Below are 22,123 nucleotides of genomic sequence, written 5' to 3'. Positions count from 1 at the left end.
CCCCGGTCAGAAGACCACCAGGGCGCGGCCGCCGCGTCCGGCGCGCATCGCGTCGAAGGCGGCGGGGATGTCCGCCAGACCGATCCTGTCCGTCACCAGGGCGCCGAGGTCGAGCCCGCCCTCGCGCACGTGGCGGGCCAGTACGGGCAGGTCGCGCGCCGGGTCGGAGTCGCCGTAGACGCAGCCGGTGAGGGTGCGCGCGAAGTGGAAGATCTCCAGCGCGGACAGCGTCATCGTGTCGTCCTTGCGCCCGATGCCGACGACGGTCGTACGGCCGCCGCGACGCGTGGAGTTCCACGCGGTACGGATGGTCTCGGCGCGGCCCACGCACTCGACGGCCACGTCGGCGCCGAGGCCGCCGGTGAGCTTGCGGATCTCCTTGGCCGTGGTCTCGGACGCGACGACGTACTCGGTGGCCCCGGCCGAGCGGGCCAGCTCCTCCTTCTCCGGCGAGACGTCCACGGCGACGACGGTCCCCGCGCCCGCCAGCCGCGCCGCCTGGAGCGTCGCGAGCCCGACCCCACCGACCCCGAAGACGGCCACGGACTCGCCCGCGCGCACCCGGGCGCTGTGGTGCACGGCCCCGTACCCCGTCAGCACGGCGCAGCCCAGCAGCGCCGCGTCCGTCAGCGGCACCCCCTCGGGCAGCGGCAGCAGCGCGTGCGCCGGGACGACCGTCTCCTCGGCGAAGGCGGCCGTGCTCAGGCCGGGGTAGAGGGGGTCGCCGGCGGGCGTACGGGCATAGGGCACGGTCGTCGCCGCCTGCGCGTTCACACACAGCCAGGGCTCGGCCAGCGTGGCGCAGAAGTGGCACTCGCCGCACGAGGGCGCCCAGTTGAGGACGACGCGGTCGCCGGGCGCGTGGCCCGTGACGCCCTCGCCGACGGAGACGACGGTCCCCGCGCCCTCGTGCCCGAGCACGGCGGGGACGGGCTGGCGCAGGGTGCCGTTGGAGAGCGAGAGGTCGGAGTGGCAGACGCCCGCCGCGGCGAGCTTGACCCGCACCTGGCCCGGGCCCGGTTCGGGCAGGTCGATCTCGGTGATGTCGAGCGGCGCTCCGACGGCGGACAGTACGGCGGCGCGGACCATGACGGGCTCCTCGGTGGCGGTGGCAGGTGGCGGGTGAGGGTGGCGGTTGCGGTGGTGGGCGTGCGGGGCACTCCGGACCCGGAGCTTCCGGGTCCGGAACTCCAGGCTCAGAACTCCGGGCTCAGAACTGGAGCGACTTGGTCTGGAGGTACTCCCCCAGACCGTGCCTCCCCAGCTCGCGCCCTACGCCCGACTGCTTGTAGCCGCCGAACGGCGCGACGGGGTTGAACCTGCCGCCGTTGATGTCCACCTGACCGGTGTCGAGACGGCGCGCGAAGGCCACGGCCCGCTCCTCGTCCTCGTCCCAGACGGCGCCCGCGAGCCCGTAGACGGTGTCGTTGGCGATGCGGACGGCCTCCTCCGTGTCCTCGTACTTGAGGATGGAGAGGACGGGGCCGAAGATCTCCTCCTGCGCGATCACCATGTCGGGGGTGACGTCGGCGAAGACGGTGGGCCGCACATAGCAGCCGTCCTCGTACCCCTCGGGCGCGCTCGCGCCGCCCGCGACGAGCCTGGCGCCCTCCTTCTCGCCCTGCGCGATGTAACCGGTGACGCGCTCGCGCTGCTTGGCGTTGACGACGGGGCCGAGGCGGGTGGTCTCGTCGAGCGGGTCGCCCGGCACGTACTTGGCGACGGCCGCGGCGGCGATCCGTACGGCCTCGTCGTAGCGCTCGGCGTCCACCAGCATCCGGGTCCACGCGCTGCACGTCTGGCCCGAGTTGGCCATGACGTTGGCGACGCCGACCTTCACGGCCTTGGTGAGATCGGCGCCGGGCAGGATGACGTTGGCCGACTTGCCGCCCAGCTCCAGGGCCACCCGCTTGACGGCACCGCCCGCGACGGCCCCGATCCGCTTCCCCACCGCCGTCGACCCGGTGAAGGAGACCAGGTCCACGTCCTCGTGCTCGGCGAGCGCCTGCCCCGCGACCGGGCCGAGCCCCGTGACGAGGTTGAACACCCCTGCGGGGAAGCCCGCTTCGTGCACCGCCTCCGCGAAGAGCTGGGCGACCAGCGGGGTGTCCTCTGCGGGCTTGAGCACCATGGTGCAGCCCGCGGCCAGGGCCGGGGCCGCCTTGGCGACGATCTGGTGCAGCGGATAGTTCCACGGCGTGATCGCGCCGACGACGCCCACGGGTTCGTGGAGGACACGGGAGTTGCCGACCTTCTCCTCGAAGGGGTACTCGGCCGCGAGCTTGGCGTAACTGCCGCTCACCGCGACGGGCACGCTCGCGTGCACGGCCTGCGAGAAGGAGAGGGGCGAGCCGAGTTCGGCCGTGACGGTGGCGGCGATCTCCTCGCGGCGCGCCTCCAGTTGGTCGTGCAGCGCGCCGATGAGCGCGGCCCGCTCGGCGGGCGCCGTGGCCGCCCACCCGGGGAACGCCCCGCGCGCGGCACGTACGGCCGCGTCCACGTCCGCACTGCCGCCCGCGGGAACGGTGGCGATGACCGTCCCGTTCGCGGGGTTGATGACCTCGATGGTCTCCGGTCCGGCGGCGGGTCGCCACGCGCCGTCGATGTACATCCCGTCGTGTGCCTGCATGAACCCAAACTAGCGCCGCTAGTTTGAAGTGTCAGCCCACCACCACGTGCGCTGGATCACGTACGGGGCGGGCGCGTGACCCTGGGCGCCTGGCGTCGCGCTCAGTGCCGCAGGTGCTGTGCGGTGGTCTGCGGCGTCATCGATTCGGGGTGGAACCGCTCGACGCGGTCGCGCTTGGTGTACATGCCCCAGTAGTGCTCCGCGAGGTCGTCCGGGTCGGCGACCGGGGATCGCGGACCGTCGGCCGACTTGAAGGTCCGCCCGGACTTCACCGGCGAGGACCTCCCGCTCTTCCTCGGCACCAACGCTTCGCTCGCTCGCGCGGCCGCTGACACCGCGCCCGACGCCTGGCGCCGCCAGGTTGCCTTCCTGCTTCAGGGAGTGCGCACGGAAACAGCGCAAGAGCCGCTTTCCGTCGCCCCGTTGGCCCCGCAGCAGGTGTACGAAGTGATGGGCAGGCTCGCCGGCGCGCCGTAGCAGGTGGGGGCAGGCTCGCGAAGCTCCCGCGCGTGCCCGCCCGCCCCTCGGGAGGCGCCGGGAGGCGCGGGCGTGGGCGTCGCGCCCCCACAGGCTCTCAGGGGCGTTCCGGTTCCGGGCGGGATCTGGCCGCCGTGCCCGAGGCGCCCAGGAGCAGGGCGCCCAGCAGCACGAAGGGCGCCGCCGCACCGGCCACGCCCGCGACCAGCCCCGCGCCGGCGGGCGCCGCGACCTGGCCCAGTCTGTTGCCCGTCAGCCGCAGCGCGAGCGCCGTTGACCGGGCGCCGACGGGTGCCGCCTGGACGACCGTCGTCATGGTCAGCGGCTGACCGACCCCGAGGCAGAAGCCGAGCAGCACCAGCGCGAGGGCGAGCGCCCACACGGGGACGGGCACCGCGAGCAGCACGCACAGCACCGCGCCCAGCAGGCAGCTCACGACCAGCAGCGTCTGCCGTCCCAGCCACGCGGCCATGGGCGGCAGCACCAGGCGCGAGGCCACGGAGGCGGCGGCCCGCAGGCTCAGCAGCACGCCCACCAGCGCGGGCGCGATGCCGCGCTCCTCGCCGACGACGGGAAGGTACGCGGTCAGCACGTCCGTCGCGGAGAGGACGGCGAGGCTGGTGAAGATCCCGGCGGGGACGCCACGGGCGCGCAGGATGCTGCTGACGGGCACCGGGCCCGCGCCCTCCCCCGCGTCGCGCGCGGCCCGCGCGGCCCGTGCGACCACGGCCCGGTCCTCGATCCGCCACAGGGAGAAGACGGCGCACAGCGCGAGCACGCCGGAGGCGAACAGCGCGAAGGAGCCGTCGAGCCCGGCCGCCCCGGCGCCCGTGCCACCCACGCCTCCGGAGGCCCCCGTACCGCCGCCGACCAGCCAGCCCGCCAGCAGCGGGCCGACGAGCTGGCCGAGCGAGGCGCCGATGGTGAAGTGGCCGAAGTTGCGGTCGTGTTCGCCGGGGCCGCTCTGCCGCGCGACCAGGGACTGGGCGCCGATGACGAAGGCCAAATGCCCCAGGCCCATCAGCGCGCTCCAGGCCGCGAGCGGACCGAGCGAGTCCGCCGTACCCGACAGCGCGCAGCCCGCCGCGATCAGCGCGACGCCCAGGGGCAGCAGCGGACCGCAGCGCCCCCGGTCCGTGCGCCGGCCCAGCGGGACGGCGACGGCCAGGGGCAGCAGCGCGTAGACGGCGGTCACGACGCCGACGGCGCGCGCGTCGGCGCCCAGTGCCAGCGCGTGGTACGAGACGGCCGGCCGCGCCATGCTCACCGCGCCCTGCGCGAACGCGAAGGCGATGACCAGGCGCAGCAGCCAGCCGCGCGAGCGCGGCCGGCCGCTCTCCGGTATGCCGCTCACCTACAGGATTCCGAACAGCAGACCGGCGCCCAGGACGACGAGCGAGGTGAGCGCCGCCCATTTGACGGTGAAGCGGGTGTGGTCGCCGAACTCCACCTTGGCCATGCCGACGAGGACGTAGACGGCGGGCACGAGCGGGCTCGACATGTGCAGCGCCTGGCCGACGAGGGAGGCGCGGGCGATCTCGACGGAGGAGACGCCGTGCGCTGCGCCCGCCTCGGCGAGGATCGGCACGATGCCGAAGTAGAAGCCGTCGTTGGACATGAAGTACGTGAACGGGATGCTCAGCACGCCGGTGACGACGGTCATGTACGGGCCCAGCCCGTCCGGGAGCCCGTTGACCAGCGAGCGGGCCATCTCGTCGACCATGCCGCTCTCGGTGAGGACGCCGGTGAAGACGGCGGCGGCGAAGACCATGCCGGAGACGTTGAGGACGTTGTCGGCGTGCGCGGCGATGCGGGCCTTCTGGTCCTTCATGTTCGGAAAGTTGACGGTGAGCGCGATGCCCGCGCCGAGCAGGAACAGCACCGGGATGGGCAGGGTCTGCATGATGAGCAGCGTCAGCAGGGCCACCGTCAGCGCGGCGTTGAACCAGAACAGCTTGGGGCGCAGGGTGGCGCGGTGGGGGTCGAGGCCGATGAGGTCGTCGTCGGCGGCGTCGGCGTCCGGGCCAGCGGTGCTCGCGGGGCCTTCGGGGCCTGCGGGGCCTGCGGGGCCTGCGGGGGTGGCCGCAGCGGCGGCCGTACCGGAGCCGCCCGCTCCCGTCGCGCGCTTGCGGCCGAAGAGGCCGCGGCCCTTGCCGGAACCGCCCGCGCCCATCACGGCCCCCGCACCCGCCGACGCCGAGCCGACGCCCGCACCCGCACCCGCACCCGCACCCGCGAGCACCTTCTCGCGCACGTCCCCGGCCTCGGCGGCGTCCCCGGGCGCCGCGTCGCCGTCCAGCGTCAGCACGCCGAGGCGGCGGCGCTCGCGCAGCCCGAGCACCCAGGCGAGGAGGAGGACGAAGAGCAGCCCGACGGCGAGCGCGGGGATCATCGGGACGAAGATCTCGCCCGGGTCGAGCTTCAGCGCCGTCGCGGCGCGCGCTGTGGGCCCGCCCCAGGGGACGGTGTTCATGACGCCGTTCGCCGTGGCGGCCACACCCGTCATGACCAGGACGCTCATCTTGAGGCGCCGGTAGAGGGGCAGCATCGCGGAGACGGTGATCATGAAGGTGGTCGAGCCGTCGCCGTCGAGGGAGACGACCGCCGCGAGCACGGCCGTACCGACGACGACCCGCATCGGGTCCGCCTTGCAGAACTTGAGGATGCCCCGCACGATCGGATCGAAGAGCCCGACGTCGATCATCACCCCGAAGTAGATGATGGCGAACATCAGCATGGCGGCCGTCGGCGCGAGATCACCGATGCCCTTGAGGACGTAGTCCCCGAGGCTCGCGCCCTGCCCCGCGAGGATGCAGAAGAGCGCGGGTATCAGGATCAGGGCCGCCAGGGGCGACATCTTCTTCGTCATGATCAGCGTCAGAAATGTCGCGATCATGACGAAGCCGAGAATGGTCAGCATGGATCACCTTTACGTTCGCCCTTGAACTCCGCCACGGCGCAGGTGTCTCGTCGACGAACCTGAGGCGGCTGGACGACCGTAGGTGCCCTCAAATCACCTCCACAAGAGTTCCCGCCGTGAACAATAAGAGCAAAACCCCAGCTCAGAGCCTTATGCCTGCTGAGGGGACCCCTACAGCCCGGCTCGGACGACGGCCACGGGAGCCACGGGAGCCACCTGGACGGGGAACCCGTTGAGCACGGCGGTGCCCGAGAGCGGGTCGAGCAGGGTGCCGTCGAGGAGCTGGTTGACGTTCACGCCGGGCTCGGCCGAGGCCACCCGCGTCCGGGTGCCGGGGCGGTCGTGGCCCCAGCCGTGCGGCAGGCTGACCACGCCCGTGCGCACCGCCTCGGTGATCTCGACGGGCGCCTCCACCTCTCCCCCGTCGCCCTTGATCCGGGCCTGGGCACCGTCCGTCAGGCCGAGCCTGGCCGCGTCCTCGGGGTGCATCTGGAGCGTGCAGCGGTTGGTGCCGCCGCGCAGCGCGGGGAGGTTGTGCATCCAGCTGTTGTTGGACCGCAGATGGCGGCGGCCCACCAGCACAAGACCGGAACCGGAACCGGCGCCTTCCGACCTGGCGCGCAGCGCCCCGCGCAGCCTGGCCACCTCGCCCACCAGGGGCTCGGGGCACAGCTCGACGGCGCCTGAGCGGGTCCTGAGCACCTCGGGCACACGCGGACGCAGCGGGCCGAGATCGATGCCGTGCGGATGGGCGAGGACCTTCTCCAGCGTCAGCCCCTCCGGGTCCGCGCCGAAGCCCTCCCCGTAGGGGCCGAGGCGCAGCATCATGTCCAGGCGCCGTTCCGCGCCGTCGCGCCCGGTGAGTGCCTTGGCCAGCTCCGAGGGATCGCGGCCGTGCACGGGAGAGTGCGGCTCTGCCACCGCCTTGGCGAGGGCGCCGCCGATGACCATCTCGTCCACGGAACCGGGATCGGCTTCCGGGGTGCCGGAGGCGCACAGCACGAGCCGCGCCAGGATCTCGCTCTCCGACGGCTCGCCCTCGGCGCGCTCGACGACGGGACGCGTGTAGCGCACCTGGTTGTGCACGGCGAAGCCGTTGAAGGCGAAGTCGAAGTGAGCGGAGCGGCTGGGGCGGGGCGGGGGCAGGACGACGTGCGCGTGGCGCGTGGTCTCGTTCAGATACGGATCGACGCTGACCATGAACTCCAGCCCGGACAGCGCCTCGTCCAGCGCCGCGCCGTCGGGCGCCGAGAGCACGGGGTTGCCCGCGAGCGTGACGAGGGCGCGCACCTGGCCCCCGCCCGGGGTGCTGATCTCCTCGGCGAGCGCCGCCGTGGGCAGCTCGGACTTGGCCTCGGGGTGCCCGCTCACCCTGCTGCGCCAGCGCCCGAGGGCGAAGCCCTTGCCTGGCGCGTGGGGCCGGGGCGCCCGGGCTGTGGCCGAGAGGGGGAACATGGCGCCACCGGGGCGGTCCAGATTCCCCGTCAGGGCACTGAGGACGTCCACCAGCCAGTTGGTGAGGGTGCCGAACTCCACCGTCGAGGAGCCCACCCGGCCGTATACCGCGGCGCGCCCGGCACCGGCGATCTCGCGGGCGAGGGCACGGATCTCCGCCGCCGGTACGTCGCACGCGTCCGCGACGGCCTCCGGGGTGAAGCCTTCGGCGAGCCGTCCGACCTCCTCGACGCCCGAGAGGTGCGCGCCCAGCTCGCCGGTCTCCACCAGGCCCTCGGCGAAGAGGACCTGCACCATGGCCATCAGCAGCAGTGCGTCGCTTCCGGGGCGGACGGCCAGATGGCGGTCGGCGAGCTTGGCCGTACGGGTGCGGCGCGGGTCCACGACGGTGAGACGCCCGCCGCGGCGGCGCAGCCGCTTGAGCTTGCCGGGGAAATCGGGCGCGGTGGCCAGCGAGCCGTTCGAGTCCAGCGGGTTGGCGCCGATGACCAGCAGATGATCCGTGCGGTCCACATCGGGGACGGGGATGGCGAACGCGTCCCCGTACAGCAGGCCGCTGGAGACGTGCTTGGGCATCTGATCGAGGGTGCTGGCCGTGAACACGTTCCGGGTGCGCAGCACGCTCATCAGCACGGGCGGATAGAGCGAGCCCGCCATGGTGTGCACGTTCGGGTTGCCGAGGAAGAGCGCGACGGCCTGGGGATCGCCGCGGCCCAGCACCCCGCCGAGACCGGCGGCGACGGCGGCGAACGCCTCGTCCCAGCCCGTCTCGCGCAGTTCGCCGTCCGCGCCCCGCACCAGGGGGCGGGTGAGCCGGTCCGGGTCCTCGTCCAGCTCGCCGAAGGAGGCGCCCTTGGGGCAGATGAAGCCGCGGCTGAAGACGTCCTCCCTGTCTCCGCGCACGGCGGTGATCCGCTCGTCCTCGACCGTGACGGTGAGGCCGCACGTGGCCTCGCACAACGGGCAGATGCGCAACGCCGGGGCCGTCTCCGCCATAGCTCCCCCTCAAGGACAGCACTGTCTTCGGATGCCGCCGACTCTAACGGCGGGCACCGACAACGGAACCGCGCGAAGGGGGAACGTGACGGGCGTTACTCTCCGCTCGACGGGCTGGCCGGTCGGTCAGCGCCGGCCGTCCCCGTACGGGCGGCCGGTCCCGCCGCACGGTCCGCCACCCCCGCACGGGGAACCGGCGCCGTGCCGGGGCCGGTGCGCGGCCTGGGGCGGGCGGGGGAGGCGGGGAAGGCGGGGGGCGCGAGGGAGAAGGGATCGTTCATACTCCGACCGTCGCCAGTGCGCGGAGAACCGGCCACTCAAGGGCCGCTGAACGCACGTCAGTCTCGCCCGTTCGTGTGAGCGTGAGGCGTACCCCCGTCCGCCGATGCCTCCGTACGCCCCTGCCGCACATCTCCCGCGCGTGAGACGAAGAGACTATGACCAATCGGCGCAGGCCCAACCAGCGGCTCCGCTCCCTGCTCAGCGAGGCCGACTGGACCCAGGAGGCGCTGGCGCGAGCGGTCAACGCGCTGGGTTCCGAGATCGGCAGCGAACTCCACTACGACCGCACCGCCGTCGCCCACTGGCTCAGCGGCACCCAGCCACGCCGCCCCGTGCCCGAGCTCGTCGCCGAGGCGCTGTCCCGGCGCGTGGACCGTACGATCACCCCGGAGTCCGCGGGGTTCAGCGCCACCGCGCCCGAGCCGAGGGGCGCCGATCCCGTCAGCGCGATCACCTCGCTCAGCCGTTCCGACGCGGACGCACCCCGCAGGGTGCGTCTCCAGCAGCGCCCCTACCGGCTGGCGGACGCGAAGGTGCCGCCCAGGCCCGCCACGCTCTCGTCGTGGTACGGCAGGGCCGGGCCCGCGGCCCCTTCGCCGCGCGCCCTCGCGCTGCACGACGCGGTCCGGTTCTTCGCCTCCTCCATCGACGCGCACGGCGGGCGCAACGGACGCTCCGCGCTCGCCGCCTATCTCGCCGACGACGTCGGGCCTCTGCTGCGCGCCCGCGCCCGCCACCCGGACCGGCCCGAACTGCTGCGCACGGCGAGCCGGTTGTCCTTCCTGCTGGCCCGGATGTACGAGGACGGGCAGCTCCACGGCCTCGCGCAGCACTGCTACACGCACGCGCACCGGCTCGCCGCGGAGGCGGGCGACCGCGCGGACTGGGGCCTGGTGCTGCGCGCGATGGGCACGCAGGCACGGCGACTGGGCCACATCGGCCCCGGGCTGCGGCTGGCCGAGGCGGCGGCCGAAGCGGTCCGTACGGCGAGCCCTCCGCGGCGCGCGTACGTGCAGGCCGAGCTGGCCGTCGTACGGGCCCGCTCCGGGGACCGGCGCGGCGCGCTCGCCGCGCTCTCGGCCGCGGAGTACGCGTCGGACCGCTCGGGCGGCCACCGCTCCGCGCACCGGCCGCAGCGGACGCGCGGCGCGAACGCGAACAGCAACGGCTCCGGGTCCGGGGCGGGGTCCGGGTCCGCCGAACCCGGTCCGGAGAAGGGAACCGGAACGGAGGCGAGGACCGGAAACGGAACCGGAACCGGGATCGAGCCCGAAGGCCCCGTGGTCGTCCCGCGCAGAATCGATCCCGCAAGCGGCCCGACGGCCAACAGCACAGCCCCGGAAACCGATCCCTTGCCCGACCCACCCGGCCCGAGCGGCCCGCCCACGCGACCGGACCCCCCGGAGCCGCACACCCCCCGGCAGCAGAGGCGCACACCCGGCACCACGTACGGCCCCGCGCCCGGCGGCGCCCTACGGGCCCCCTCCGTACCGCCGCCGCGCACCGCGTCCCGCGCGGAGGGCGGCGCCCTCCCCGAACCGACGGCTGACGGGACCCAGACGGGCGGCGGCCCGTTCGACGTGTACTCCCCTGCCGCGCTCTCCTTCCAGGTCTCGCTCACCCTGGAGGCGCTGGGCGACCTCTCCGGCGCGCTCAGCGCCCTCGGCCGCTCCCGCGCCGAACGGCAGCCGGCCGACGTGCGCGGACACGCCCTGTCCCAGGCCCGCATGGGACGGCTGCTCCTGCGCTGCGGGCGGCTCGACGACGCGTGCGCGGCCTGGCACGGGTTCCTGGACGGCTACGTACGGCTGCGCTCCGGTGAAGCGGAACAGGCGATACAGGGGATGCGGAGGGCGCTCACCCCCTACCGGTCGCGCGGCGCCGTGGTGGACCTCCTCGCCCGCGCGCTGCCCGGCGGCCCGGACGAACCCCCGCCCCCGCACCCGCCCTCGCCGTCCGTCGCCGGTCATTGACGGGCGACCCTTCGATTCCTATGGTCTTGCGAAGGAATCCAGCGGGATCCATGAGACGGCGGGAGCACGGCGATGAGCGTCGGTACGGGCGGCACCAGCGAGCGCGCACGCGCCACGGGCGAGCGGGCGCACGAGACGGCCGAGGGCCCAGCCCACTCCGCCGCGCACCCCGCGGCCCACCTCTCCGGGTTCGGGAACCAGCACAGCAGCGAGGCGGTCCCGGGCGCGCTGCCACTCGGGCGCAACTCCCCGCAGCGCGCCCCCCTCGGCCTCTACGCCGAGCAGCTCAGCGGCAGCGCCTTCACCGAACCGCGCGCCCACAACCGGCGTTCGTGGCTGTACCGCATCCGTCCCTCGGCCGCCCACCCGCGCTTCGTCCGCGCGGACAACGGCGGGCTGCGCACCGCGCCCTTCACCGAGTCGGAGCCCGACCCCAACAGGCTGCGCTGGAACCCGCTGCCCGAGCCCGCGCCCGGCACCGACTTCCTCGCGGGCCTGTGGACCCTGGGCGGCAACGGGGACGCGGCCCAGCGCACGGGCATGGCCGTCCACCTCTACGCGGCCAACGCCTCCATGACCGACCGGGTCTTCGGCGACGCCGACGGCGAGCTGCTGATCGTGCCGGAGCGCGGCGGGCTGCTGCTGCGCACCGAGTTCGGGCTGCTGCGCGCCGAGCCCGGCCACATCGCGCTGATCCCGCGCGGGGTGCGCTTCCGCGTGGAGCTGCCGGAGGGCACGGCACGGGGCTACGTCTGCGAGAACTACGGCGCCCCCTTCACCCTGCCCGAGCTCGGCCCCGTCGGCGCCAATGGCCTCGCCAACCCGCGCGACTTCCTCGCGCCCGTGGCGGCGTACGAGGACGAGGAGCGCCCCGTCGAGGTCGTCAACAAGTTCTGCGGCAACCTCTGGAGCGCGACGTACGCGCACTCGCCGCTGGACGTCGTCGCCTGGCACGGCAACCACGTCCCCTACGTCTACGACCTGCACCGCTTCAACGTCCTGGGCTCGATCAGCTACGACCACCCGGACCCGTCCCTCTTCACGGTGCTCACCTCGCCCACGGACACTCCCGGCCTGGCGGGCGTGGACTTCGTGGTGTTCGCGCCGCGCTGGCTGGTGGGCGAGGACACGTTCCGGCCGCCGTACTTCCACCGGAACGTGATGAGCGAGTACATGGGCCTGATCGAGGGCGCCTACGACGCCAAGGCCGAGGGCTTCGTACCGGGCGGCGGCTCGCTGCACAACATGATGTCCGCGCACGGCCCGGACCGGGAGACGTTCGAGCGCGCCAGCGCTGCCGAGCTGACGCCGCAGAAGGTGGACGACGGGCTGGCCTTCATGTTCGAGACCCGCTGGCCGGTCACCCTCACCCGCCAGGCACGGGACGCTGACCACCTCCAGAGCGGCTACGACGACGTGTGGCAGGGTCTGGAGCGCCACTTCGGGAACCCCGGCAGCTCAGGCAGCTCCGGCAGTCCCGACACGAAGAGCACGAAGAGGGTGCCGTGAGTGTCTTCGCCCCCGACTCGCTGGAGCTGAACCGCAAGCTCCCGCTGTGGTACCAGGTCTCGCAGTCGCTGCGCGCCTCCATACTCGGCCGCTCCCCCGACGCCCCGCTGCGGCTGCCCACAGAGGAGCGGCTCGCGCGGCACTACGGCGTCAGCGTGCTCACCATGCGGCAGGCGCTCAAAGAGCTGGAGTCCGAGGGCCTGATCACCCGCCACCGGCGCCGCGGCACCTTCATCGAACCGGAGGCGCGCAGGGAGCGCGCGGTGCGCGTGATGGGCTCGGTGGACGCGATCGTCGCCCAGCAGAGCGGCGACCGCACGACGCTGCTGGACCACGGCCCACGCGCCGTGCCCGCCGAACTCGCCGAGCACTTCCCCGGTCTCGGCGAGGCCATGGGCTACCGGCGGCTGCGGCACGACAGCGCGAGCGGCGAACCCACCAACTGGGCCGAGAACCACGTCCACCCCGACGCGGCCCGCCGCATCGACCCCGCCGACCTGGAGCGGGGCTGGCCCATGACCAAAGTGCTGCGCGACGTGGCGGGGGTGCGCATCAGCCGTATCACCGACACCGTCGAGGCCAGGCTCGCGGACCCGGAGACCGCCAGGCTCCTGGACGTGCCGCTGCTGAGCCCGATCCTCCACTACACCGGCGTCACCTGGGACGGGACAGGGCGTGTCGTGGACGTCGTGCGCATCCACTACCGGGGCGACCGGTTCTCCTTCTCGGTCACCGTGGAAGCGCCCTGAGGTCCGCTCGTAGCATCGAGCGGTGAGCGAAGACGTAGCCCAGGCGCCCGAGGCGCCGCTGCTCGACGATGTGATGCCCTGGTCCGTCGCCCCGCTGCGCCTCGGGCGCACCTGGGTACTGGCCCCGGACGCCGCGTCCCTGCGGGGGCGCTGGGCCGCGCTGCTGCGCGCCGGTGACGAGGCGGGGCGCGCCGCGCTGTTCCGGCCCAGCCGCGCCCGTACGCTCCGCAGCGCGGTGGCACCGCTGCCGGGGCGGCCCGCGCACGGCGCCCGGCTGGCCGCCGAGTCCGGGCCCTGCCCCGAGCCCGTACGGGTGCTGCACGGCCCGTACGACCAGCAGTGGCTGCTCCCCGACCACCGGCTCATCGACGTGGCGCGGCCCGAGCTGTGGCGGGTCACGGACGAGCGTCAGATCCATCTGGTGGAGACCGCGTACGACCCGCGTGCGCCCGGCGTCTCCCTCGCCTTCACCGCGCTGCTGCCCGACGGGCACTCCCCCGCCGGACGCCCGGGGCGGGTGCGTCCGCTGCACCGGCGCCCGGGCGGCCTCGAACCCAACCTCGCGCCGGGGCTGCTCGACCACCTGGCGCGGCGCCTCGAGCACCCGGTGAGCGCCGAGGACGTGCTCGCCTGGACGGCCGCGACCGCCACGGCGGGCCCTGACGGCCGCAGGGTGCCCTTCACCGCGGACGCGGACCTGTGGGAGCGGGGCGTGGCGCTGGGACGGCGCTCGCTGTGGCTGCACACGCGCGGCGAACGGTGCGGGGGCGACGGAGCCGCCGACGGGCCGGGGCGGCCGAGGCTGCCCGGCGGGCAACGCCCTTACGTACGCGCCCCGCTCCCCGCGCGTCCGGCCATCGACGCGCTGGCCTACGACGAGGAGGAGCGAGCCCTGTGTGTGGGCGAGGGGCGGGTGTCGCCCGTGGAGCGGGCCGCGTGGGAGTACACGGCGGGCGGTACGCGGGTACTGGAGACCTGGTTCGCGCGCAGGGCCGCGCCCGTCTCGCCCGAGGAGGCCCCGGAGCCGGGCTCGCTGGCTGCCGTACGACCGCGCGAGTGGCCTCAGGAGTGGACGTCGGAGCTGCTGGAACTGATCACGGTGCTGACGCTGCTGGCCGGTCTCGAACCGGAGCTGCGGGAGCTGGCCGAGGCGCTGCCAGGGAAGCCGGTCATCGGCGCGGCCGAGCTGCGGGAGGCGGGAGTGCTGCCGCCTCCGGACGGGGCACGGCGTCCGGCCTCGGTCCTCGATCTGCGCGAGGAGGGCCCCGAGGGGCAGTTGGCGCTGCTGTGACGGAGCGTGGGGCGGCGGGGGGGATCGGCTGGGGAGGCCGGGGATGTTGGGGGTGCTTCGCGCGAACTCCGGGGGGGTGCCGGGGGAAGGGTGCCGGGTGCCCTGCCACGGCGCGGATTCGCGGGGTGAACTCTGAGAGGAAAGCTGACGGGACGGGCCCGGGTCCCGGAGAGGTGAACGGCCGGGGACCAGGGGCCCTCCCGCGCGGACGCGGGAGGGGCGTGCCCCTGGCTCTCATGGCCGAGTACCGGTTACGGGCCGGTGGGGGTTGCGTCCATCCGTTCCGTCAGGTGGAACGGATGCCCACAACCCCCGCGCGGAGCGCGGAGGCTCAGCCGCGCCCTCCGAAGAGGGTGCGGCGCAGCTTGCGCAGAGGCGCGAACAGCGAGACCCGCGCACCGCGGTTCTTCGCACCGCTTCGCGCGGCGTCGCGCTGCGTGAGCTCACGCATCAGCGTCGTCGCCTCTTCCGTCTGGCCCTGCGGCACAGCGGGGCCGGCGAGCACGGCCAGATGCCGGTCGAGACGCGAACTCGTCGCGCTCGTCCCGCATTTGATCGCAGGCACTCGCGCCCTGCTGCTCACTGTTATCTGTTCCATGACACTCCCCACCCGTACGAGGGCACCCGGCCCGGGCAGAGTAACCCTATCTCCCGAGTCCGACACGCGTGTATCCCGGTCACAGGATTCACCTGCCCCACAAGCCGGTTGACGAACACCGTACGAGCGCTCAGCATCACGAAGAAGGGGGCAAGGGGGGCGCAATGAGCGCGCAACGGGTTCTGTCCGGCCGCTACCGGCTCCTGCGGGAGCTGGGGCGGGGCGGGATGGGCGTGGTCTGGCAGGCGCACGACGAGCGCCTGGACCGCGACGTCGCCGTCAAGGAGGTGCGTGCTCCCGACGTCCTGAGTGAGCGGGAGATCACACAGCTCTACACCCGTCTGGAGCGGGAGGCGTGGGCCGCCGGACGCGTCACGCACCGTAACGTCGTCACGGTCTACGACGTCGTCAACGACGACGGCCGCCCGTGGATCGTCATGGAACTGGTGCGCGGACTCTCCCTGTACGAGGTACTCGAGGCGGAGGGGCGGCTGGCGCCCGAACGGGCGGCGGCCATCGGCGCCGAGGTGCTCGCCGCGCTGCGCGCCGCGCACGCGGCCTCGGTGCTGCACCGCGATGTGAAGCCCGGCAACGTCCTCGTCGGCAACGACGGGCGCACGGTCCTCACCGACTTCGGGATCGCGGTCGTCGAGGGCAGCTCGGCGCTGACCATGACCGGCCAGCTGGTCGGTTCTCCCGAGTTCCTCGCACCCGAACGAGCGATGGGACGTCCGCCGGGTCCCGCCTCCGACCTGTGGTCGCTGGGAGTGCTGCTGTACGCGGCGGTCGAGGGGAACACGCCCTTCCGCCGCGACTCCGCGCTGAGCACGCTGCGCGCCGTCGTCGACGAGGAACTGCCGCCGCCCTCGCACGCCGGGCCGCTCGCCCCCGTCATCGAGGGGCTGCTGCGCAAGGACCCGGAGCTGCGGCTCCCGGCCGAGGAGGCGGCGCGGATGCTGGTCAGCGCCTCGGCGGGCGGCACCCCGCGCGACACCTCCACTCCTCCGGCCGCCTACGCGCCGACGGTCTGGTCCCCGGCCGACCCGGGCGCGCCCACGGCCGCCACCCGCACGGGGGCCACGGCCGGGCCGCCGCCCGGCTTCGGGCCCGCCGCGATGGACGGGCCCCTCACCTCGACGTCCGCGCCGCGACGCGACGGGCCGAAGCGGCACGGCCTCGTGTGGCTGCTGACGGTGGCGCTGCTCGCCGCGCTGCTCGTCGGCTGGCTCGTGTGGGAGGGCACCCGCGGCGGGGGCGGGGAGGCGGGCGGCTCGGGCTCGGGGTCCGGCTCCGGCTCCGGCAGTTCCTCGGGCGGTACGGACGGCACGGAAGGCCAGGACTCCGACGGCGGACGGGACGGCGGCGACGGGGGCGGTACGGGCGGGAACGACGGCGGCAGCGGGGGCGGGGGCGACGACGGCGGGAGCACCGGAGGCGACACGGGTGGCGGAGACGACGGGGGTGACGGGGGTGACAGAGGCGGCTCGTACGAGCAGAAGATCACCGTCACGGTCACGGCCGTACGCGACAGCTACGCGGGAGCCTGCCCGCCGCCCTCGGCCGAGGCGCCCTCCTTCACCGCGAAGCTCACCGCCAGGAAGCTGCCCGCCGACGTCGAGTACCGCTGGACCACCGGCAGCGGCACGACCTCGGCGCCGGGCTGGCAGACCCTCCACTTCGCGGCCGGGGGCGCCAAGTCCCGCACCGTGGACCACACCGAGACCACCTATACGGCTGACGAGACGCGCGAGGACTCGATGAAGGTCGCCGTGCGCTCGCCGCGCGCGGCGGAGTCCGACGCGGTGGACTTCACGGTGACCTGCGAGCCCGGCGACTCCCCCAGCGAGTACTCCGGTACGGGCGCTCACGGGCCGCTCGCTGTTACACGGTCACAGTCCTGGCGCACGCTTGACGAGGCTGCTGAGATGCCGCCAGATTGAGTGCTCATATCCTGCGCTTCGGGGGCATTCCGGGGGGACTGGCCACCAATGCAGATCATTCAGAGATCCGGCGAATCCACGCGGAGACCCGGTGATTCCATGACACCCGGCACGCCCGGTGGGACGGACAGGCCCGGTTCCGGTTCCGGCTCCGGCTCCGGTTCAGCCAGGACCGACTCGCTGCCGCTGCTGGCGGGCGCGGCCGTCGGGGTCGGCGGTGTGGGTGCGGCGCTCGCGCTCGCCGATGTCGCCTCGCCCCTGCGCGCCCCCTTCACCCTCTTCTTCCTGCTGGCGGCGCCCGCGCTCGCCCTCGCGGCCTCGCTGCGCCGTCTCGACGCGCTGACCCGCGCCGTGGTCGCCGTCGTCGGGGCAGCGGCGCTGGACCTGCTCGTCGCCCAGGTGATGATCGCGACGCATACGTGGTCGGTGCGCGGCGGCATCGTCGCCGTCGGGGTGCTGAGCGGGCTGCTCCTGCTGACGCCGCTCGCGCTCGGCCGGAACGGAAGCGGCGGCACCGGAACCGGCGGCAGCGGCAGCGGCGCCCGGCGGGGCGGCTGACGTGGACATCCAGGTGCGCAGGCCGGGCGCACTCACGGACGCCGACCGGGCCGCGTGGACCTCCCTCCAGGCGAAGGCGCATCTGCACGGCGCGCCGCAGCTCGCCAACCCCTTCCTCTCGCCCGAGTTCACGCTCGCCGTGGGCCGCAGCCGGGGGAACGTGCGGGTGGCGGTGCTCCACGACGAGGACGGCGAGCCCGCCGCGTTCTTCCCGTACCAGCGCGGGCCCCTCGGGGTCGGCCGCGCGGTCGGGCTGGGCGTCTCGGACTGCCAGGGCGTCGTGCACCGGCCGGGGTTCACCTGGGACGCGCGGGAACTGCTGCGCGCCTGCGGGCTGTCCATGTGGGAGTTCGACCACCTCGCCGAGGGCCAGGACGCGTTCGGCGACGGCGTCACCGCCTCCTTCGCCTCCCCGGTGATCGACGTGGACCAGGGCTTCGACGCCTACCTGGCGCGGCTGCGCGCCGCCTCGCCCAGGTTCGTGCGCGAGACGTTCTACAAGGAGCGCAAGCTCGGCCGCAGGGTCGGCGAGGTGCGCTATGTGCACGACGAGCGCGATCCCGCCGTGCTGCACACGCTGATGGCCTGGAAATCGGCGCAGTACCGCAGGACGGGGCGCAGCGACCGCTTCGCGCGCCCCTGGATCGTCCAGTTGGTGCACCAGCTCTTCCACTCCCGCTCGGACGCGTTCGCGGGCCAGCTCTCCGTCCTCTACGCGGGCTCGCGCCCGGTCGCGGCGCACTTCGGGCCGCGTACCGACCGGGTCCACACCTGCTGGTTCCCCGCCTACGACCCCGAGTTCGCGCCGTTCTCGCCCGGCCTCCTGATGCATCTGCGGATGGCCGAGGGCGCGGCGGCCGACGGGCTCTCGTACGTGGATCTGGGGCGCGGCCAGAAGCAGTACAAGGACTCCCTCAAGACCCGTGAGATCACGGTGCACGAGGGCTGGGTGACCCGGCCCCACCCGGTGGCGTACGGCCGCAGGGCGCACCGCGCGCCCGTCCGCGCGCTGCGCAACGCGGTGCTGGCGAGACCGGCGCTGTTCGAACCGGCCGACCGGGCTCTGAAGAAGGTGGGCGCGCTGCGCCCGGGCGGCGCGGTGGACCCGTCGGACCCGGCGAGGACGAGAAGGCCGGGAAAGCCGGGAAAAACAGGAAAGAAAGAGGGGACAGAAGGGCGGTGACATCATTCTTACGGCAAAACGGAGTTGATGCTCCAGGTCTTGCCATAAGAACTCAAACGTCCATACTGACGTACATCCACCCGCATCCCCCCGCACATAGGGGGCCCACCGGCATCGGCTCTGGGGAGGGCACGGCCGGGACGGGCAGCGGAGGCGGGGCGCGGTAGGGGGGTGCCGGGGCCGATCACGCGCGTCGCTGGGGGCGACGGGCGCAGTCGGGACACGGGCCGCGCGAGGAGTCACGTATGCCAGCGCTCCGCACTACGCGGGGCGGCAACCCCCCTTTCGAACCGGACACAGTGCGGGACCGTCCTGGGGTGGGCGGTCCACCGGACGAGAGGGAACAGCTCATGACGTTCACCACGCGACCGCTGGCCGAACAGCCGCCCAACGGGGAGAAGCCCACGGGCGCCGCCCCGGCGGAGGCGGGGGCCGAGGCGGAGGCCGAGCCGGAGAGCGCCACGGAGGAAACGCCGCAGGAGTACCGCCCGGTCTCCTCGCACCTGGCGATAGCGCCCCGTGTCAGCGTCGTCATCCCGGCGATGAACGAGGCCGAGAACCTGCCGTACGTCTTCACGTCGCTGCCCGAGTGGGTGCACGAGGTCGTCCTTGTGGACGGCAACTCGTCGGACGACACCGTGGCCGTGGCCCGCGAGCTGCGTCCTGACATCACCGTCGTCACCCAGCGGGGCAAGGGCAAGGGCGACGCCCTGATCACCGGTTTCGCCGCCTGCACCGGTGACATCGTGGTGATGGCCGACGCCGACGGGTCCATGGACGGCGCCGAGATCGTCTCCTACGTCTCCGCGCTGGTCGGCGGCGCCGACTTCGCGAAGGGCTCGCGCTTCGCCAACGGCGGGGGCACGGACGACATGACGCCCGTGCGCAAGCTGGGCAACCACGTCCTCACCTCGGTCGTCAACCGCAAGTTCGGCGCCCGCTACACGGACCTGTGCTACGGCTACAACGCCTTCTGGCGCCACTGCCTCGACGACATCAAGCTGGACTGCGCGGGCTTCGAGGTGGAGACGCTGATGAACATCAGGGTCGTCAAGGCGGGGTTCCGGGTGCAGGAGATACCCAGCCACGAGTACGAGCGCATCCACGGCACCAGCAATCTGCGCGCCGTGCGCGACGGGCTGCGCGTGCTGAGGGTGATCCTGCGCGAGCGCGCGGACCGCAGGAACCGCGTCGTCGCCGCGAGCGCGCAGGTCCGCACGGCGATGGTGCGGGAGGGCAGGTGAGCGGCGCGGACGCCCGTGGCCCGCGGCTCTCCGTGGTGATCTGCGCCTACACGGAGGACCGCTGGGCCGACATCCTCGCCGCCGTCGACTCGGTGCGGGCGCAGTCGCTGGCCGCGTGGGAGACGCTGCTCGTCGTGGACCACAATCCGCTGCTGCGGGGCCGCCTGGCGGCGGAGTTCGCCGAGTCGGGCGCGTGCGCGACGGGCGGCGCGAGGCCGGATGGTGCGCGGGTGCGGGTGCTCGACAACGCGGGGCCACGCGGCCTCTCCGCCGGGCGCAACACCGGCGTCGCGGCCTCGACGGGCGAGATCGTCGCCTTCCTCGACGACGACGCGGTCGCCGAGCGCGACTGGCTGCGGCACCTGGCCGCCGCGTACGCCGATCCGCTGGTGATGGCGGTCGGCGGGCGCACCGAGCCCGTATGGGAGTCGGGGCGCCGACCCGTGTGGTTCCCCGAGGAGTTCGACTGGGCCGTCGGCTGCATGTACAAGGGCCATCCGACGGGACGGGTGCGGGTGCGCAATGTGCTGGGCGGGAACGCGTCCTTCCGCCGTACGGCCTTCGACGCCGTCGGCGGCTTCGCCACCGGCATCGGACGCGACGGCGACCGGCTGCCGCTCGGCTGCGAGGAGACCGAGCTGTGCATCCGGCTGCGCCGGGCGCGCCCGGACGCGGTGCTGCTCGTCGACGACCGCGCGGTCATCCACCACCGGGTGCCCGCGTCCCGTGCGCGCTTCGCCTATCTGCGCCGCCGCGCCTACGCGGAGGGCCTGTCCAAGGCGCTGGTCGCGAGCAGCGTCGGCGCGCGGGACGGCCTGTCGACGGAGCGCCGCTACGCGACGCGGGTGCTGCCCGCAGCGGTGGCGCGCGGTCTGCGCGACTTCGCCCTCGCCCGTCCCGGCGGCGCGGGCAGGGCGGCGGCGGTCGTGACGGGCGTCGCGGCGGCGGCGGCCGGTTACGCACTCGGCGGCCTGCGGGCCCGTCGCGCGGGTGCGGGGTTCGCCGCGGGCGCGGGCAACGGCGCCTCGCGGGCCGCGCGCACGACGGTGCCCGAGAACGGGTCGTCGGCCGGAGGCACTTGTCCGGCCCGGAACGGCACCCGGGCCGACAGGGGCGAGGGGACGGGCAACCGCGCCTCGCGGGCCGACAGTCCCTCGGCGGACGAGGCCGCGACGGTGCCCGAGAACCGGCCGTCGGCCGAAGGCACGTCCCCGGCACGGAGCGGCACCCGGACCGACGCGGGCGAGGGCGCGACGGTGGCCGAGAACCGGCCGTCGGCCGAAGGCACGTCCCCGGCCCGGAGCGGCACCGGGGCCGACGTGGGCGAGCGCACGCCGCCCGTGGTGGCGGGGGCCGGTGGTGGGGACGGGGAGGCCGCCGCGTGAGGGGCGGGGCGGGGCACAGACGGGGGTTCGTCGGGGCGGCGCCGGGGCCCGTGCCGGTGCTGATGTATCACGCGGTGAGCCATGTGCCCGCGCGAGCGGCGCACAGCCTCTCCGTTGCGCCGGACGCGTTCGCCGCGCAGATGGCCCTGCTGGACCGGCTCCGCTTCTCGCCGGTCACCGCGGCCGAGCTGGGCCACGCCTGGCGCACAGGGCGTGCGCTGCCGTGCCGTCCGGTGCTGGTGACCTTCGACGACGGCTACGAGGGCGTGCACCGGTACGCGCTGCCCGTACTCGTCGAGTACGGCTTCCGCGCGACCCTGTTCGTCTCCACCGGCTGGCTGCGCGGCCCGTACGAGAGCGGCGGCGCCCTGGACACGATGCTCGACTGGCACCAGGTGCGGGGCCTGGAGCGGGCCGGTGTGGAGATCGGGGGGCACAGCCACACGCATCCGCAGCTCGACCAGCTCGACGACGGGCCGCTCGCCCACGAGATCGGGCACTGCCGCGACATCATCGCCGCGGAGACGGGCACCAGACCGGTGTCCTTCGCCTATCCCTACGGGTATTCCAGCCGTAGGGTGCGCGAGGCCGTGCGCGCGGGCGGTTTCGGGCAGTCCCTCGCCGTCAACAACGCGCTCGCCAGGCGCACGCAGGGCCCGTACGCGCTCACCCGCTACACGGTGCGCCGCAGCACGGACCTGGCCGAGTTCCAGCGCCTGGTGGAAGGTCGGCCCCTGGGCCGTGACTTCGCCCTGGACAAGGTGCTGGGCAGGGGGTACGCGGTCGTACGGCGCGGTCGCAGGGCGCTCACCGCACTGACCGCGCCCGGCGCACCGGCACCACCCCCGGACCCACCCGTCCCGCCGCCCCCGTCGAACAGCGCTCCCGACCCGTCCACCCGTCCATCCGTCCGTCTCACCGCCCGACCAGGAGC

General features: G+C 74.0%; 15 protein-coding genes and 2 pseudogenes. 10 read left to right on the top strand and 7 right to left on the bottom strand.

What is annotated here, in order from left to right; all coding sequences use genetic code 11:
* Positions 1-6: 6 nt before the first annotated feature.
* From ACWGJ2_RS18030 to ACWGJ2_RS18005, 6 genes are all read right to left on the bottom strand, one after another.
* Positions 7-1,089, bottom strand: coding sequence for a Zn-dependent alcohol dehydrogenase (locus ACWGJ2_RS18030; protein WP_453347080.1), 1,083 nt, complete (start codon positions 1,087-1,089; stop codon positions 7-9).
* Between the two features lie 121 nt (positions 1,090-1,210).
* The gene (locus ACWGJ2_RS18025) at positions 1,211-2,629 is read right to left on the bottom strand and encodes an aldehyde dehydrogenase family protein (protein WP_453347079.1); all 1,419 of its coding nucleotides are present in this window, start codon (positions 2,627-2,629) and stop codon (positions 1,211-1,213) included.
* Between the two features lie 101 nt (positions 2,630-2,730).
* Positions 2,731-2,901, bottom strand: a complete 171-nt coding sequence (locus ACWGJ2_RS18020; protein ID WP_453347078.1) for a hypothetical protein — start codon at positions 2,899-2,901, stop codon at positions 2,731-2,733.
* A 302-nt stretch (positions 2,902-3,203) separates the two neighbouring features.
* Positions 3,204-4,460: an MFS transporter gene (locus ACWGJ2_RS18015; RefSeq protein ID WP_453347077.1), complete on the bottom strand. Its 1,257-nt coding sequence runs from the start codon at positions 4,458-4,460 to the stop codon at positions 3,204-3,206.
* Positions 4,461-6,026 (bottom strand): CitMHS family transporter, encoded by a 1,566-nt coding sequence (locus tag ACWGJ2_RS18010; protein WP_453347076.1) that lies wholly within the window; start codon positions 6,024-6,026, stop codon positions 4,461-4,463.
* 171 nt (positions 6,027-6,197) lie between these two features.
* The gene (locus tag ACWGJ2_RS18005) at positions 6,198-8,477 is read right to left on the bottom strand and encodes a molybdopterin-dependent oxidoreductase (protein ID WP_453347075.1); all 2,280 of its coding nucleotides are present in this window, start codon (positions 8,475-8,477) and stop codon (positions 6,198-6,200) included.
* A 437-nt stretch (positions 8,478-8,914) separates the two neighbouring features.
* Here ACWGJ2_RS18005 and ACWGJ2_RS18000 point away from each other — a divergent pair, with 437 nt between their 5' ends.
* The 4 genes from ACWGJ2_RS18000 to ACWGJ2_RS17985 all read left to right on the top strand — a co-directional run bounded on the left by ACWGJ2_RS18000 (position 8,915) and on the right by ACWGJ2_RS17985 (position 14,281).
* Positions 8,915-10,732, top strand: a complete 1,818-nt coding sequence (locus tag ACWGJ2_RS18000) for a hypothetical protein (protein ID WP_453347074.1) — start codon at positions 8,915-8,917, stop codon at positions 10,730-10,732.
* Between the two features lie 72 nt (positions 10,733-10,804).
* Positions 10,805-12,241, top strand: coding sequence for a homogentisate 1,2-dioxygenase (gene hmgA, locus ACWGJ2_RS17995; protein WP_453347073.1), 1,437 nt, complete (start codon positions 10,805-10,807; stop codon positions 12,239-12,241).
* Complete coding sequence (locus ACWGJ2_RS17990) at positions 12,238-12,990, top strand: GntR family transcriptional regulator (RefSeq protein ID WP_453347072.1); 753 nt, start codon at positions 12,238-12,240, stop codon at positions 12,988-12,990. The genes hmgA and ACWGJ2_RS17990 overlap by 4 nt, the downstream gene beginning before the upstream one ends.
* A gap of 73 nt (positions 12,991-13,063) precedes the next feature.
* A complete protein-coding gene (locus ACWGJ2_RS17985; protein ID WP_453347142.1) occupies positions 13,064-14,281 on the top strand; it encodes a type ISP restriction/modification enzyme in 1,218 nt (405 codons plus the stop codon).
* Positions 14,282-14,612: 331 nt separating this feature from the next.
* On the opposite strand, the gene ACWGJ2_RS17980 is transcribed toward ACWGJ2_RS17985, so the two are convergent.
* Entirely contained in the window at positions 14,613-14,879 is a 267-nt protein-coding gene (locus ACWGJ2_RS17980) for a hypothetical protein (protein WP_453347071.1), read from the bottom strand.
* Between the two features lie 164 nt (positions 14,880-15,043).
* Here ACWGJ2_RS17980 and ACWGJ2_RS17975 point away from each other — a divergent pair, with 164 nt between their 5' ends.
* The 6 genes and pseudogenes from ACWGJ2_RS17975 to ACWGJ2_RS17950 all read left to right on the top strand — a co-directional run.
* The gene (locus ACWGJ2_RS17975; protein WP_453347070.1) at positions 15,044-16,819 is read left to right on the top strand and encodes a protein kinase domain-containing protein; all 1,776 of its coding nucleotides are present in this window, start codon (positions 15,044-15,046) and stop codon (positions 16,817-16,819) included.
* Between the two features lie 99 nt (positions 16,820-16,918).
* The gene (locus ACWGJ2_RS17970) at positions 16,919-17,377 is read left to right on the top strand and encodes a hypothetical protein (RefSeq protein WP_453347069.1); all 459 of its coding nucleotides are present in this window, start codon (positions 16,919-16,921) and stop codon (positions 17,375-17,377) included.
* 1 nt (position 17,378) lies between these two features.
* Complete coding sequence (locus tag ACWGJ2_RS17965; RefSeq protein ID WP_453347068.1) at positions 17,379-18,560, top strand: GNAT family N-acetyltransferase; 1,182 nt, start codon at positions 17,379-17,381, stop codon at positions 18,558-18,560.
* A gap of 350 nt (positions 18,561-18,910) precedes the next feature.
* On the top strand, positions 18,911-19,804 hold the full coding sequence (locus ACWGJ2_RS17960; RefSeq protein WP_453347067.1) for a glycosyltransferase family 2 protein: 894 nt from the start codon (positions 18,911-18,913) through the stop codon (positions 19,802-19,804).
* A pseudogene (locus ACWGJ2_RS17955) lies at positions 19,801-20,835 on the top strand (glycosyltransferase family 2 protein); the annotation flags it as partial. The gene ACWGJ2_RS17960 and the pseudogene ACWGJ2_RS17955, both read left to right, overlap by 4 nt.
* 416 nt (positions 20,836-21,251) lie before the next feature.
* A pseudogene (locus tag ACWGJ2_RS17950) lies at positions 21,252-21,998 on the top strand (polysaccharide deacetylase family protein); the annotation flags it as partial.
* Positions 21,999-22,123: the final 125 nt, after the last annotated feature.

It is taken from the genome of Streptomyces sp. NPDC054796 (genome assembly GCF_053611545.1).
The sequence above is the reverse complement of the archived record's forward strand: the minus strand, read 5'-3'. Positions and strand labels throughout refer to the sequence as shown.

Coding starts and splice junctions, on each gene's coding strand:
- ACWGJ2_RS17970 (WP_453347069.1), top strand. CDS start 16,919: ATGACACCCGGCACGCCCGGTGGGACGGACAGGCCCGGTTCCGGTTCC.
- ACWGJ2_RS18030 (WP_453347080.1), bottom strand. CDS start 1,089: ATGGTCCGCGCCGCCGTACTGTCCGCCGTCGGAGCGCCGCTCGACATC.
- ACWGJ2_RS18000 (WP_453347074.1), top strand. CDS start 8,915: ATGACCAATCGGCGCAGGCCCAACCAGCGGCTCCGCTCCCTGCTCAGC.
- ACWGJ2_RS18010 (WP_453347076.1), bottom strand. CDS start 6,026: ATGCTGACCATTCTCGGCTTCGTCATGATCGCGACATTTCTGACGCTG.
- ACWGJ2_RS17980 (WP_453347071.1), bottom strand. CDS start 14,879: ATGGAACAGATAACAGTGAGCAGCAGGGCGCGAGTGCCTGCGATCAAA.
- ACWGJ2_RS17985 (WP_453347142.1), top strand. CDS start 13,064: ATGCCCTGGTCCGTCGCCCCGCTGCGCCTCGGGCGCACCTGGGTACTG.
- hmgA (WP_453347073.1), top strand. CDS start 10,805: ATGAGCGTCGGTACGGGCGGCACCAGCGAGCGCGCACGCGCCACGGGC.
- ACWGJ2_RS18005 (WP_453347075.1), bottom strand. CDS start 8,477: ATGGCGGAGACGGCCCCGGCGTTGCGCATCTGCCCGTTGTGCGAGGCC.
- ACWGJ2_RS18025 (WP_453347079.1), bottom strand. CDS start 2,629: ATGCAGGCACACGACGGGATGTACATCGACGGCGCGTGGCGACCCGCC.
- ACWGJ2_RS17960 (WP_453347067.1), top strand. CDS start 18,911: ATGACGTTCACCACGCGACCGCTGGCCGAACAGCCGCCCAACGGGGAG.
- ACWGJ2_RS17975 (WP_453347070.1), top strand. CDS start 15,044: ATGAGCGCGCAACGGGTTCTGTCCGGCCGCTACCGGCTCCTGCGGGAG.